General features: G+C 70.6%; 14 protein-coding genes. 8 read left to right on the top strand and 6 right to left on the bottom strand.

Annotated features, from left to right (window positions below; all coding sequences use genetic code 11):
• Positions 1-90: 90 nt before the first annotated feature.
• The 4 genes from ACQHII_RS40915 to ACQHII_RS40900 all read right to left on the bottom strand — a co-directional run bounded on the left by ACQHII_RS40915 (position 91) and on the right by ACQHII_RS40900 (position 4,003).
• Entirely contained in the window at positions 91-1,164 is a 1,074-nt protein-coding gene (locus ACQHII_RS40915; protein ID WP_427923972.1) for an acyl-CoA dehydrogenase family protein, read from the bottom strand.
• Complete coding sequence (locus ACQHII_RS40910; protein ID WP_427923971.1) at positions 1,161-2,345, bottom strand: acyl-CoA dehydrogenase family protein; 1,185 nt, start codon at positions 2,343-2,345, stop codon at positions 1,161-1,163. The genes ACQHII_RS40915 and ACQHII_RS40910 overlap by 4 nt, the downstream gene beginning before the upstream one ends.
• Positions 2,342-3,319 carry an NADPH:quinone oxidoreductase family protein gene (locus tag ACQHII_RS40905; protein WP_427923970.1) on the bottom strand — a complete coding sequence of 326 codons (978 nt, stop codon included), beginning with the start codon at positions 3,317-3,319 and terminating at the stop codon, positions 2,342-2,344. The genes ACQHII_RS40910 and ACQHII_RS40905 overlap by 4 nt, the downstream gene beginning before the upstream one ends.
• 105 nt (positions 3,320-3,424) lie before the next feature.
• Positions 3,425-4,003: a helix-turn-helix domain-containing protein gene (locus ACQHII_RS40900; protein WP_427923969.1), complete on the bottom strand. Its 579-nt coding sequence runs from the start codon at positions 4,001-4,003 to the stop codon at positions 3,425-3,427.
• A gap of 79 nt (positions 4,004-4,082) precedes the next feature.
• Here ACQHII_RS40900 and ACQHII_RS40895 point away from each other — a divergent pair, with 79 nt between their 5' ends.
• The 5 genes from ACQHII_RS40895 to ACQHII_RS40875 all read left to right on the top strand — a co-directional run bounded on the left by ACQHII_RS40895 (position 4,083) and on the right by ACQHII_RS40875 (position 8,757).
• Complete coding sequence (locus tag ACQHII_RS40895) at positions 4,083-5,006, top strand: NAD(P)/FAD-dependent oxidoreductase (protein WP_427923968.1); 924 nt, start codon at positions 4,083-4,085, stop codon at positions 5,004-5,006.
• 29 nt (positions 5,007-5,035) lie between these two features.
• Positions 5,036-6,574, top strand: coding sequence for an ATP-dependent DNA ligase (locus tag ACQHII_RS40890; RefSeq protein WP_427923967.1), 1,539 nt, complete (start codon positions 5,036-5,038; stop codon positions 6,572-6,574).
• The gene (locus ACQHII_RS40885) at positions 6,571-7,035 is read left to right on the top strand and encodes an NUDIX domain-containing protein (protein WP_427923966.1); all 465 of its coding nucleotides are present in this window, start codon (positions 6,571-6,573) and stop codon (positions 7,033-7,035) included. Before ACQHII_RS40890 ends, ACQHII_RS40885 begins: the two co-directional genes overlap by 4 nt.
• Positions 7,036-7,109: 74 nt before the next feature.
• The gene (locus ACQHII_RS40880) at positions 7,110-8,495 is read left to right on the top strand and encodes an NADP-dependent succinic semialdehyde dehydrogenase (RefSeq protein WP_427923965.1); all 1,386 of its coding nucleotides are present in this window, start codon (positions 7,110-7,112) and stop codon (positions 8,493-8,495) included.
• Between the two features lie 25 nt (positions 8,496-8,520).
• The gene (locus ACQHII_RS40875; RefSeq protein WP_019070910.1) at positions 8,521-8,757 is read left to right on the top strand and encodes a DUF6213 family protein; all 237 of its coding nucleotides are present in this window, start codon (positions 8,521-8,523) and stop codon (positions 8,755-8,757) included.
• Between the two features lie 72 nt (positions 8,758-8,829).
• Here the strand turns inward: ACQHII_RS40875 and ACQHII_RS40870 are convergent, their stop codons facing one another.
• Positions 8,830-9,414: a transcriptional regulator gene (locus ACQHII_RS40870; protein ID WP_427923964.1), complete on the bottom strand. Its 585-nt coding sequence runs from the start codon at positions 9,412-9,414 to the stop codon at positions 8,830-8,832.
• 182 nt (positions 9,415-9,596) lie between these two features.
• Here ACQHII_RS40870 and ACQHII_RS40865 point away from each other — a divergent pair, with 182 nt between their 5' ends.
• The 3 genes from ACQHII_RS40865 to ACQHII_RS40855 are packed head-to-tail and all read left to right on the top strand — an operon-like array spanning position 9,597 to position 12,412.
• Complete coding sequence (locus ACQHII_RS40865; RefSeq protein WP_381237042.1) at positions 9,597-10,661, top strand: type III polyketide synthase; 1,065 nt, start codon at positions 9,597-9,599, stop codon at positions 10,659-10,661.
• A gap of 7 nt (positions 10,662-10,668) precedes the next feature.
• Positions 10,669-11,883 carry a cytochrome P450 gene (locus ACQHII_RS40860; protein ID WP_427923963.1) on the top strand — a complete coding sequence of 405 codons (1,215 nt, stop codon included), beginning with the start codon at positions 10,669-10,671 and terminating at the stop codon, positions 11,881-11,883.
• Between the two features lie 7 nt (positions 11,884-11,890).
• Positions 11,891-12,412 (top strand): cupin domain-containing protein, encoded by a 522-nt coding sequence (locus tag ACQHII_RS40855; protein WP_019070914.1) that lies wholly within the window; start codon positions 11,891-11,893, stop codon positions 12,410-12,412.
• Between the two features lie 61 nt (positions 12,413-12,473).
• Here ACQHII_RS40855 and ACQHII_RS40850 read toward each other — a convergent pair whose 3' ends face one another.
• Positions 12,474-13,703, bottom strand: coding sequence for an acyl-CoA dehydrogenase family protein (locus ACQHII_RS40850; protein WP_427923962.1), 1,230 nt, complete (start codon positions 13,701-13,703; stop codon positions 12,474-12,476).
• Between the last annotated feature and the right edge of the window lie 40 nt (positions 13,704-13,743).

Raw genomic sequence — 13,743 nt, 5'->3', positions numbered from 1 at the left:
GACCGTCCTTGCTTGTTCACTCCTTCGGCGGGGGCGCACGGAAAAGCCCGCCCCAGGTGGGACGGGCTTCACCGGATGGTCGGCCGGCGGTCAGGGGGCGCGCAGATCGACCAGTTCCGCCAGTACCTCGCGATGGGCGCCCGCCGTGCCGTAGGCGATCGAGTCGGCCTTGGCCCGCTTCAGGTAGAGGTGGGCCGGGTGCTCCCACGTCATGCCGATGCCTCCGTGCAACTGCACGGCCTCCTCGGCCGCGTGGACGGCGACGGGCGCCGCGTAGGCCTGCGCGACGGCGACCGCGATGTCGGTGTCCTCGCCGGTCGTGAGGGCGTCGGCAGCGTTCCGTGCGGCGGCCCGCAGGCTGACGACCTCCAGCCACAGCTGCGCGAGCCGGTGCTTGAGCGCCTGGAACCCGCCGACCGGCCGGTTGAACTGCTTGCGCTCCTTGAGGTACCGGACCGTCTCCGTCAACGTCCAGTCGGCGAGGCCCAGTTGCTCGGACGCGAGCAGCCCGGCCCCGGCCCGCAGCGCACGCCGTACGGCAGGCGCCGCGTCACCGATCCGGCGCCCCGCGGCCCCGTCGAACACCACGCGCGCCAGGGGCCGGGTCAGGTCCAGGGACACCTGCGGTACGACGGTCACGGCGCCCGCCTCGACGGCGTACAGTCCGCCGTCATCGCCCGGCACCAGCAGCACATCGGCGGCGCCCGCGTCCGCGATCCCGGACAACTCGCCGCGCAGGGTGCCGTTTTCGATCCGTACGGCCTTGTGGTCGGCGCCCGGGGCGATGCTCAGGGAGACGGCGAGGGCACCGATCCTGCGCCCGGACGCCAGCTCGGCGAGGAGGTCCTCTGCCCCGCACTCCAGCAGCGCTTCGGTGGCGACGACCGCGCTCGTGAGGTACGGGACGGGCGCGACCGCGCGGCCCAACTCCTCCAGCACGACGGCGACTTCGCGGTGGGTGGCGCCCTGGCCGCCCTGCGCCTCGGGCACCAGGAGGCCGGCGAGGCCGATGCCTTCGGCGAGGGACTTCCACAGGGCCAGGTCGTGCGGAGCGTCCGACTCGGTGCGGGCGATGACGCCCGCCGCGTCGCAGTGGTCGGTGAGCAGGTCCCGGACGACGGCGCGCAGCGCCTCTTCCTCCTCCGAGTAGAGCAGGTCTGTCATCGGGCCAGGTCCTTCCAGGCGACGTCCTTGTCGGTGCGCGGCTCGGCCGGGAGGCCCAGGACACGCTCGGCGACGATGTTCAGCAGGACCTCGCTGGTCCCGCCCTCGATGCTGTTGCCCTTGGAGCGGAGGTAGCGGTAACCGGCGTCGCGGCCGGTGAAGTCCACGAGTTCCGGGCGGCGCATGGTCCAGTCGTCGTACAACAGGCCTTCCTCGCCCCGGAGTTCGACCTCCAGGCCGCTGATCTCCTGGTTGAGGCGGGCGAAGGAGAGCTTCATGCCGGAGCCCTCGTGACCGGGCTGGCCCGCGACGAGCTGCTGGCGCAGCCGCTCGCCGGAGAGCCGGGCGACCTCGGCCTCCACCCAGAGCTTGAGGAGGCGCTGGTGGAGGTCGTGGGTGCGCAACTCGGGGCGCTCGCGCCAGGTTTGGCTGATCGGGCCGATCATGCCGCCCTCGCGCGGGATGCGCATGCCGCCGATGGAGACGCGCTCGTTCATCAGCGTGGTCTGCGCGACCCGCCAGCCGTCGCCGACCTCGCCGAGGCGGTGGGCGTCGGGGATGCGGACGTCGGTGAGGAAGACCTCGTTGAACTCGGCCTCGCCGGTGATCTGGCGCAGCGGCCGGACGTCGACGCCGGGATCGGTCATGTCGCAGACGAAGTAGGTGATGCCCGCGTGCTTGGGCACGTCCGGGTCGGTGCGCGCGATGAGGATGGCCCAGCGGGCGAGGTGGGCGCTGGACGTCCACACCTTCTGCCCGTTGACGATCCAGTCGTCGCCCTCACGGACGGCCCGCGTGCCGAGCGCGGCCAGGTCGGACCCGGCGCCCGGCTCGCTGAACAGCTGGCACCAGACCTCCTCGCCGACCCAGAGAGGCCGTAGGAACCGCTGCTTCTGCTCCTCCGTGCCGTACTTGAGGATCGTCGGGGCGGCCATGCCGAGGCCGATGCCGATCCGGCGCGGGTCGTTGTCGGGGGCGCCCGCGGCCGCCAACTCGGCGTCCACGACGGCCTGGAGGGCGCGCGGGGCGCCGAGACCGCCGAGGCCCTCGGGGTAGTGGACCCAGGCGAGTCCCGCGTCGAAGCGGGCCTTGAGGAAGTCCAGCCGGTCGGTCTCCAGGGGTGGGTGCGCGGTCAGCAACTCAGCCGTACGACGCCTGAGTTCAGTCGCATCGATGGTCATGCGGCGGCTCCGTTCTCCAGCGACGGCAGGATGGTGACCCGGCCGGTCGTGACACCGTCGGCGACCCGCTGCACGGCGGCCGCGGCGCCGCTCAGCGGCACGCGTTCGCTCACCAGGGGCTTGATGACACCCCGGGCGGCCAGGTCGGTGAGCTGCTCGTGGCAGTGGAGGATCAGCTTCGGGTTCTTGGTGGCGTACAGGCCCCAATGCAGGCCCAGGATCGCGTAGTTCTTCACCAGGGCGTGGTTGAGCGACGGGCTCGGGATGGTGCCGCTCGCGAAGCCCACGACCACGATCCGGCCCTCGAAGGCGACGACCTTCGTGGACTGGGTGTAGGCGTCGCCGCCGACCGGGTCGTAGATCACGTCGGCGCCGCGTCCGCCGGTGGCCTCCTTGACGGCCGCGACGACGTCCTCGGTCCGCCGGTCGATCACGACGTCGCAGCCCAACTCCCGTGCCACGGCGGCCTTGTCGGCACCGCCGACGACACCGATGACGGTGGCACCGGCGGCCTTGCCGAGCTGTACGGCGGCGCTGCCGACCCCGCCGGCGGCGGCGTGCACGAGCAGCGTCTCGCCGGCCTCCAGGCGGGCCCGCCGGTGGAGGCCGAACCAGCCCGTCTGGTAGCCGATGTGCAGCGCGGCGCTCTCCGCGTCGTCCAGCGACTCGGGCGCGGGCAGCAGTCCGGCGGCGTCCGCGACGGCGTACTCGGCGAAACCGCCGTACGGCAGCGCGGGGTTGGCGATCACGCGGCGGCCGTCCTCGGTCTCGCCGCAGATCTCCACGCCCGGGGTGAACGGCAGCGGCGGCCTGACCTGGTAGTGGCCGCGACACATCAGCACGTCCGGGAAGTTGATGTTCGCGGCACGCACCTTCAGCAGGACCTGGCCCTCACCGGGTGTCGGCTGCTGCACCTCCTCCAGGCGCATCGCCTCACTCGGCTCGCCGTTCTGGTGCACTTGCCATGCCTGCATGCGGGGCCTCCACGGACTGCTCTGTCTTACCGGGCTCGGTCGCATACTAAGCGGTCGCTTGCCGATCAGGGAACAGTCGCGTGCGTCACGAACCGTAGCGATGCCTCACGCCCTTCGCGGCCTCGCCCGCACATGCATCCGCTCCCCCTGCGGCCCGAACAGGCTCAGGAACTCCGCGGGCCCCTCCCCCGTAGACCCGAACCAGTGCGGCACCCGCGTGTCGAACTCGACGGCCTCCCCGGTCGCCAGCACGACATCGTGCTCGGCGAGCACGAACCGCAGCCGCCCGGACATCACGTACAGCCACTCGTAGCCCTCATGGGTGCGCAGATCGGGTTCCTCCTGCCGCTGGGGCACCAGCACCTTGAAGGCCTGGAGTCCTCCCGGCTGGCGGGTGAGCGGCCAGTAGGTGCGGCCGTGCCGCTGGATCGGCTCGGACCGCACCCGGGGATCGCCCACCGGCGGGGTCCCGACGAGTTCGTCCAACGGCACCTGATGGGCGCGTGCGATTGGCAGCAGCAGTTCCAAGCTGGGTTTGCGCAGGCCCGACTCGAGCCGGGACAGGGTACTCACCGAAATCCCGGTCGTCTCCGAGAGTCCGGCGAGGGTCGCGCCCCGTTCTTTCCGGATGCGCCGCAGTCGTGGGCCGACCTCCGCCAGGACCTCGTCCGTGTCGTCACTCATGGCCGATATTGCAGTTTCGGCAAACGCATTTGTCAATGCGGCAGGGGTGGGGCGACCTTCGGGGGTGGAGGTGGTCACCATGACCGACACATACGAGGTCGTCGTCATCGGCGGAGGAGCAGCAGGGCTCTCCGCCGCGCTGGTCCTGGGCCGGTCCCGTCGCCGCACGCTGGTCGTCGACGCGGGCGAGCCGCGCAACGCGCCAGCCGCGCACATGCAGGGCTATCTGACCCGGGACGGCATGTCCCCCGCCGAGTTCCTGGCCCTGGGCCGTGAGGAGATCGCGCGCTACGGCGTCGAGCTGGTCCGGGACCGGGTCGTGGACGTCACCAGCGGCTTCGCGGTCACGCTGGCCGGCGGGGAGACCGTCCGTGCCCGGCGGCTCGTCATCGCGACCGGTCTCAAGGACGAGCTGCCGGCCGTCCCCGGAGTCGCCGAGCGCTTCGGCCGGGATGTGGTCCACTGCCCGTACTGCCACGGCTGGGAGGTCCGCGACCAGGCCTTCGGCGTACTCGCGACGACACCGATGAGCGTGCACCAGGCGCTGATGGTCTCTCAGTGGTCCAAGGACGTGACCCTGTTCCTGCACACCGTCGCCGAGTCCGGGCTGACGGACGACGACCTGCGCAGGCTGGCGGCGGCCGGGGTCGCCGTGGTCCCCGGCGAGGTGGCGGAGCTCGTCGTCGAGGACGACAGGCTCACCGGTGTCCGCCTGGCGGACGGCACCACTCACCCCCGCGAGGCCGTGTTCGTCGCACCCCGCCCGATCCCGGGGACCGGCCTCTTGGAGAAGCTCGGAGCCGCAATGCAGGAGACCCCGTTCGGCGCGTACCCGGTGGTCGACCCGACGGGCCTGACGACCGTGCCCGGGGTGTGGGCGGTCGGCAACGCGATGGGCTTCGGCGAGCAGGTCGTGAACGCGGCCTCCGCCGGCTACCGCGCGGGCGCGACGATCAACGGGGAGCTGCTCATGACCGACCTCGACGCCGCCGTCCGGGTGTAGACCGCCCGCCTCCGTTGCACGATGGCTGCATGCTGCTGACCCGGCTCGCGCATGTGTCCCAGGAGGTCGCCGCCACCTCGGCGCGGTCCCGGAAGACCGCTCTGCTCGCGGAGCTCTTCCGGGACGCGGAGGCCGACGACGTCCCGATCGTCATCCCGTATCTGGCGGGCCGCCTGCCACAGGGGCGGCTCGGCGTCGGCTGGAAGGTGCTGAGCCGGCCGGTCGCACCGGCCCCGGAGCCCACCCTCACCGTGCGCGAGGTGGACGCCCGCCTCACCGCTCTCGGCAAGGTGTCGGGCGCCGGTTCGCAGGCCGAACGGGCGCGTCTGGTGGGTGAGTTGATGGGCGCGGCCACCGCCGACGAGCAGCGCTTCCTGTTCGGTCTGATCACGGGCGAGGTCCGGCAGGGCGCGCTGGACGCGGTCGCCGTGGAGGGCCTGGCGGAGGCGACCGGCACCCCTGCGGCGGACGTACGGCGGGCGGTCATGCTGGCTGGCTCGCTCCAGACCGTGGCGGAGGCGCTGCTCACCGAGGGCCCGGCCTCCCTCGACCGCTTCCGGCTGACCGTGGGCCGCCCGGTCCTGCCGATGCTCGCGCACACCGCCTCCTCGGTCGCGGAGGCGGTCGGGAAGCTGGGCGAGTGCGCGGTCGAGGAGAAGCTCGACGGCATCCGCGTCCAGGTCCACCGCGACGGCGAGACCGTACGGCTCTACACCCGCACCCTCGACGACATCACCGACCGCCTGCCCGAACTCACCTCTGCGGCCCTGGAGTTGAGAGGCGAGCGGTTCATCCTGGACGGCGAGGTCATCTCCTTCGACGAGGACGGGCGGCCCCGTTCCTTCCAGGAGACGGCGGGCCGGGTCGGCTCCCGGGTGGACGTGGCCACGGCCGCCGAGACCGTCCCCGTCTCCCCCGTGTTCTTCGACGCGCTGTCCGTCGACGGCCGCGACCTGCTGGACCTCCCCTTCGCCGAACGGCACGCGGAACTGGCCCGGTTGGTGCCGGAACCGATGCGCGTCCGCCGCACGCTCGTGTCCGGTCCGGAGGACATCCCCGCGGCGGAGGCCTTCCTCGCCGAGACCCTGGAGCGCGGCCACGAGGGAGTCGTCGTCAAGGGCCTCGACGCCCCCTACAGCGCGGGCCGCCGGGGCGCCTCCTGGCTGAAGGTGAAGCCCGTCCACACGCTCGACCTGGTCGTGCTGGCCGCCGAGTGGGGCCACGGCCGCCGCACCGGCAAGCTCTCCAACCTCCACCTCGGCGCCCGCAACCCCGACGGCTCCTTCGCGATGCTCGGCAAGACTTTCAAGGGCATGACCGACGCCGTGCTGACCTGGCAGACGGAGCGCCTCCAGGAGCTGGCCGTGGAGAGCGACGGCCACGTGGTGACCGTACGGCCCGAACTCGTCGTAGAGATCGCGTACGACGGTCTCCAGAAGTCCACGCGGTACCCGGCCGGTGTCACGCTTCGGTTCGCGCGGGTGGTGCGCTATCGGGAGGACAAGCGGGCGGAGGAGGCGGACACGGTGGAGACGTTGTTGGCCGCGCATCCGGAGGTGAAGCCGTGAGTGGGAAGCGCAGTGCCGGGTTGCTGTTGTTCCGGCACACCGATCGCGGTCTGGAGGTGTTGCTCGGGCATATGGGCGGCCCGTTCTTCGCGCGACGGGACGCGGGGGCGTGGAGTGTGCCGAAGGGCGAGTACGAGCCCGACGAGACCGCCTGGGACGCGGCCCGGCGCGAGTTCGAGGAGGAGTTGGGGCTCGCGCCGCCCGAGGGTGAGGCGATCGAGCTGGGCGAGGTGCGGCAGACCAACGGGAAGGTCGTCACCGCGTGGGCCATCGAGGCCGACCTCGATCCGGCGGCCATGGTGCCCGGCACCTTCCGGATGGAGTGGCCGCCGAAGTCCGGGCAGATCCAGGAGTTCCCCGAGCTGGACCGGGTCGAGTGGATGGGCCTCGAACGGGCGCGGGGCGTCATCGTCCAGGCGCAGGCCACGTTTCTCGACCGGCTGACGGAGCACTCGGACTGAGCCGGCGCGTACGCGTTGCGGCCGTCCCCGCCACGCGGGAAGGTCGAAGCACAGCCCGCTCCAGGAGGTCAGCCATGCCCATCGCGACGGTCAACCCGGCCAACGGAGAGACGCTCAAGACGTACGAGGCCATGGGTGACGAGGAGATCGAACGCCGGCTCCGGCTCGCGGAGGCCACGTTCCGCACCTACCGGACGTCCGCCTTCGCCGAGCGCGCCCGGCTCATGCACCGGGCCGCCGACCTGCTCGACGAGGACCAGCGGGACATCGGCCGGATCATGACCACCGAGATGGGCAAGCCCGTCAAGCAGGCCCGCGCGGAGGCCGCCAAGTGCGCGAAGTCGATGCGCTGGTACGCCGACCACGCCGAGGGTCTCCTCGCCGACGAGGAACCCGACGCGGCGGACGTCAAGGACTCCGGCGCCTCCCGGGCGCTGGTCCGCTACCGGCCGCTCGGCCCGGTCCTCGCGGTGATGCCGTGGAACTTCCCGCTCTGGCAGGTGATCCGCTTCGCCGCGCCCGCGCTGATGGCCGGCAACGTCGGCCTCCTCAAGCACGCCTCGAACGTCCCGCAGACCGCGCTCTACCTGGAGGACCTGTTCCACCGCGCGGGCTTCCCCGAGGGCGCCTTCCAGACCCTCCTGATCGGCTCCGGCGCGGTCGAGGAGATCCTGCGCGACGAACGCGTGAAGGCGGCCACCCTCACCGGCAGCGAGCCCGCCGGGCGGGCGGTCGCGTCCGTCGCCGGGGACATGGTCAAGAAGACGGTGCTGGAGCTGGGCGGCAGCGATCCGTACGTCGTCATGCCGTCCGCCGACATCGACCGGGCCGCGCGGATCGCGGTGACGGCGCGGGTGCAGAACAACGGGCAGTCGTGCATCGCCGCCAAGCGGTTCATCGTGCACACGGACGTCTTCGACGCGTTCGCCGAACGGTTCGTGGCCGGCATGAAGGCGCTCACCGTCGGTGATCCGCTGGCGGAGGAGACCGAGGTCGGACCGCTCGCGAGCGAGGCGGGCCGCAGCGATCTGGAGGAACTCGTCGACGACGCCGTGGAGAGCGGCGCGACCGTGTTGTGCGGCGGCGAGCGGCCCGACGGGCCCGGCTGGTACTACCCGCCGACCGTCCTCGCCGACATCACCCGCGAGATGCGCGTCCACCGCGAGGAGACGTTCGGGCCGGTCGCCACGCTGTACCGCGTCGCCGACCTCGACGAGGCCGTCCTCCTCGCCAACGACACGCCGTTCGGGCTGAGTTCCAACGTGTGGACGCGGGACGAGGCCGAGGTCGACCGGTTCGTACGGGATCTGGAGGCCGGCGGGGTGTTCGTCAACGGGATGACCGCGTCCCATCCGGCGTTCCCGTTCGGCGGGGTGAAGCGGTCCGGGTACGGGCGGGAGCTGTCGGGGCACGGAATCCGGGAGTTCTGCAACATCACCACGGTATGGCACGGAGCGTGAGCGTTCCGCGGCTACGATCCCCTGTGTGAACCGCGAAGTGACTCTGCCTCTGATCGTCGACGACCGCGGGACCTTGCAGGTGGCTGCCGCCGATGTGAGCAAGCTTCTCCGTACCGTGGGCGGGAGGTGGCTGCACCTTGTCGAGGCTGGAGAAGACGGGCTTGACGAGGACACTGTGGCTGCCCTGACGATCGAGCTTGCGAAGTTGGCTGATCGGATTGACGTGGCTTGCATCGCCCATAGCAGTGGGGGTTCTGGCTGACGGCGGGTGCGGGTGCATTGTGGCTGGGCGCGCCCACGCGGCGGAGCCGCAAATAGACACAGCCCCGCGCCCCTAGGGAGTTGCGCCTAGCGTGGTCCAGAACATCCCCTCGTAGTGCCTGAGCAAGGTGCTGTAGGTGTTCACAAACCCCTTGTTCGACCCACTCACCCTCAACGCCTTCTCATCCAATTCCGGCGACGGTTCCGCGAAGAAATCGAAGAAGCCGCAGGCCTCGTCCGTGAAGCCGTAGTGCTCGCGCAGCGCGCCCGCGATCGTCGCGCAATAGCCGCCCCATTCCGCGAAGTTGGATGTCAACGCGCTTACTACGTCCGTCGGTTCCGCGTTGAGGGCCAGCCACGCGACGTATGCCGGATAGGCCTGACAGCCCGCCAGCGGCTCGTACGTACGCAACCGTGTCTCGTCCACACCGCACGCCTCCGCGAAAGCGATGAGCCGTTCCCCCGCCATCGCCTCCCCCGCCGCCAGGAACTCGAAGAAGTCGGCCGCCTCCGGAGTGGCCGTCTCACGTTGCGCCAGATGCAGGAAGGCGCGGCGGTCGGCGGGGATCACGCGGTGCTGCTCCAGGGCCAGGGTTGCGAGGGTTTCGACGGGGGCCGTGCCGGCCCCGATCCGGGCTACCAGAGGGTTCGTGGTCATCGCGTCCTTCTTCGGGCGGGGTCCGGATACTGATCCGACCTTTACACAGGGTCCCTGAATTGGAGTAGTCCACCGAGAGATCGTCGCTCTCAAGGGTGATCGTGGGTGCACCACCCTCTGAGGTGAACCACCTTCTGACCGGCGGGCGAAGGCCTTCCGGAAGGCGAAAGCAGGGACGGTTCATGGCGACTTTGTGCAAACCCTCGGTGTCGGTTCCGGAGCACGTGATCACGATGGAGGAGACGCTTGAGCTGGCGCGCTCCCGCCACGCGGACCACCCCAACCTGCCGCTGGCCCTCCGGCTGATCGAGAACACCGGTGTGCGCACCCGGCACATCGTGCAGCCCATCGAGGAGACCCTCAAGCACCCCGGGTTCGAGGACCGCAACAAGATCTACACGGCCGAGGCGAAGGCCCGGGTCCCGGCGGTCGTACAGCGGGCGCTCGACGAGGCCGAGCTCCTCACCACCGACATCGACGTGATCATCTACGTCTCGTGCACGGGCTTCATGATGCCCTCGCTCACGGCCTGGCTGATCAACGAGATGGCCTTCGAGTCCACCACCCGGCAGATCCCGATCGCCCAGCTCGGCTGCGCGGCCGGCGGCGCGGCGATCAACCGGGCGCACGACTTCTGCACGGCGTACCCGGACGCCAACGCGCTCATCGTGGCCTGCGAGTTCTGCTCGCTGTGCTACCAGCCGACCGACCTCGGCATCGGCTCCCTGCTCTCCAACGGGCTGTTCGGCGACGGGATCGCCGCGGCCGTGGTGCGCGGGCGGGGCGGCACGGGCATCCAGTTGGAGCGCAACGGGTCGTACCTGATCCCCAAGACCGAAGAGTGGATCATGTACGACGTGCGGGCCACCGGGTTCCACTTCCTGCTGGACAAGCGGGTGCCGGCCACCATGGAGCCCCTCGCCCCGGCGCTCCAGGACCTCGCGGGACTGCACGGCTGGGACGCGGCCGACCTGGACTTCTACATAGTCCACGCGGGCGGGCCCCGAATACTCGACGACCTCAGCAAGTTCCTCCAGGTCGACCCGCACGCGTTCCGGTTCAGCCGGGCCACCCTCACCGAGTACGGCAACATCGCCAGCGCCGTCGTGCTGGACGCGCTGCGCCGGCTCTTCGACGAGGGCGGCGCCGAACACCGGGCGCGCGGACTGCTCGCCGGGTTCGGACCCGGCATCACCGCCGAGATGGCCCTGGGCCGCTGGCACAACGACAACCGAGAGACGGCTTGAGTACGGGATGACTGAAGAGACGCTCACCGAGACCCTGCCCCCGGTCAGGCCGTGGCCGGCCCTCGACCTGACCGGGGTGGACTTCGACCCGGTCCTCGCCAAGCTGATGCGGGAGGGTCCGGTCAACCGGATCAAGCTGCCCAACGGCGAGGGCTGGGCGTGGCTGGTCACCCGGCACGACGACGTGCGGATGGTCACCAACGACCCCCGCTTCAGCCGCGAGGCGGTGATGGACCAGCCGGTGACCCGGCTCGCCCCGCACTTCATCCCGGCCCGTGGCGCGGTCGGCTTCCTCGACCCGCCGGACCACACCCGGCTGCGGCGCTCGGTCGCTCCGGCGTTCACGACGCGCGGGGTGGAGCGGGTGCGGGAGCAATCGCGGCTGCTGCTCGACGAGTTGGTCGACGAACTGCTCCAGGACGGACCGCCGGCCGATCTCACCGAGACCGTGCTGAGTCCGTTCCCGATCGCGGTGATCTGCGAGCTGATGGGCGTGCCGGCGGCCGACCGGCACGGCATGCACACCTGGACCCAGCTCATCCTGTCCTCCTCGCACGGTGCCGAGGTCAGTGAGCAGGCCAAGCAGGAGATGGGCGCCTACTTCGGCGATCTCATCGGTCTGCGGGAGGGCAGCGACGGCGATGACGTCGCCTCGCTGCTCGGCGCCGCCGTGGGCCGGGAGGAGATGACGCTGGAGGAGGCGGTCGGGCTCGCGGTGCTGCTGCAGATCGGCGGCGAGGCGGTCACCAACAACAGCGGGCAGATGTTCTATCTGCTGCTGACCCGCCCCGATCTCGTCGAACGGCTGCGCGCCGAGCCCGGGTCGAGGCCCCAGGCCATCGACGAGCTGCTGCGCTACATCCCGCACCGCAACGCGGTCGGGCTGTCCCGGATCGCCATGGAGGACGTGGAGATCCGCGGGGTCCGGATGCGGGCGGGCGACCCGGTGTACGTGTCGTACCTGGCCGCCAACCGCGACCCGGACGTCTTCCCCGACCCCGAGAGGATCGACTTCTCGCGCAGCCCGAACCCGCACGTCTCCTTCGGCTTCGGCCCGCACTTCTGTCCCGGCAACATGCTGGCGCGGATGGAGTCCGAGCTGCTGGTGGACGCGCTGCTCGACCGGATGCCGGGGCTGCGGCTCGCGGTGCCGGCCGATCAAGTGCCGTTCAAGAAGGGCGCGTTGATCCGTGGTCCCGAGGCACTGCCCGTGACGTGGTGAGGTGCCGATGACGGCGACGGAGGGGCTGCTCGTGCCGCCGGGGCACGGCCGGATCGTACAGACACCCGCGCAGCACGTGACGTTCAAGGTGACCGGCTCGCACTCGCGGACGGCGTCCACCTTCGAGGTGGTCGTACCGCCGGGGTTCGACGTCGGGGCCCATGTGCACACGCGCAGCGAGGAGTTGTTCTACGTCCTCGAAGGCGAGCTGGACGTGCTCGCCTTCGAGCCGCGCATCCGGACCCCGGACAACTGGCAGCGCTGGGAGTCGAGTTCGGGCACCCGGGTGGTACGGGCGACACCGGGCACGGTGATCGTCGTACCGCCCGGTTGTCCGCACGCGTTCGCGAACCCCACGGAGACGCCCGCGAAGATGTTCTTCCAGGCGTCTCCGCCGCCGGATCATGAGCGGTATTTCGAGGAGTTGCTGGAGATCCTCGGGGGTGGGGGGCCGCCGGATCATGCGGCGATCGAGGAGCTGCGGGCGCGGTATGACATCGAGCAGTTGACGCCTTTGAAGCACCGGTAGTTGTTCGGCTACCGGCCGGTGGGGGCTGGTCGCGCAGTTCCCACCGGGCCGCACTCAAAACTCAACGAATCGGCATCCCCGCCAACGTCCGCGCAATCACCAGACGTTGGATCTCACTCGTGCCCTCGAAGATCGTGTAGATAGCCGCGTCACGGTGCATCCGCTCGACCGGATACTCACGCGTGTACCCGTTCCCGCCGAGGATCTGGATCGCCTGCCCGGTGACCTTCTTCGCCGTCTCGCTGGCGAACAGCTTCGACATCGACCCCTCGGCCGCCGTGAACTGCTTGCCGTTGACCGCCATCCAGGACGCGCGCCACACCAGCAGCCGGGCCGCGTCGATGGACGTACGCATGTCGGCGATCTGGAAGGCGACGCCCTGGTTGTCGATGATCGGCCGGCCGAACTGCTCGCGGGTCTTCGCGTAGTCGAGGGCGACCTCGTAGGCGGCGCGGGCCGTGCCCACGGCCATCGCGCCGACCGCCGGGCGGGACGCCTCGAACGTGGCCATCGCCGCGTTCTTCACCCGCTCGCCGCCGCCGGCCTTCGCGCGCTCACGGGCGCGGGCGAGGCGCTCGTCCAGCTTCTCCTTGCCGCCGAGGAGGCAGGAACCGGGGACACGGGCGTTCTCCAGGACCACCTCGGCGGTGTGCGAGGCGCGGATGCCGTGCTTCTTGAACTTCTGCCCCTGCGACAGACCCGGCGTGCCGGCCGGGACGATGAAGGAGGCGTGGCCCTTGGAGCCGAGGTCCGCGTCGACGACCGCGACGACGACGTGGACGTTGGCGATACCGCCGTTGGTCGCCCAGGTCTTGGTGCCGTTGAGGATCCACTCGTCCTTGGCCTCGTCGTACACGGCACGCGTGCGCATGGAGGCCACGTCGGAACCGGCGTCCGGCTCGGAGGAGCAGAAGGCGGCGACCTTCACGTCGTTGGCGTCGCCGTACATCTGGGGGATCCAGGTGCCGATCTGCTCCTCGGTGCCGTTGGCGAGGACGCCGACGGCGGCCAGGCCGGTGCCGACTATGGAGAGGGCTATGCCCGCGTCGCCCCAGAACAGTTCCTCCATGGCCATCGGGATGCCGAGGCCGGTGGGGTCGAAGTACTGCTGGGCGTAGAAGTCCAGGGAGTAGATGCCGACCTTCGCGGCCTCCTGGATGACCGGCCAGGGAGTCTCCTCACGCTCGTCCCATTCGGCGGCGGCGGGGCGGATGACGTCGGCGGCGAAGCCGTGCAGCCAGTCCCGCACCTCCTTCTGTTCGTCGTTGAGTTCCATGGTGAACTCGGCCATGACTCCTCCAGCAGCGCACTAGCATGTTACTTGCGGTAAC

The sequence above is a fragment of the Streptomyces sp. cg40 genome, from assembly GCF_050320165.1.
Lineage (GTDB): Bacteria > Actinomycetota > Actinomycetes > Streptomycetales > Streptomycetaceae > Streptomyces > Streptomyces hokutonensis.
This window is presented reverse-complemented; position numbering and strand designations above follow the sequence as displayed.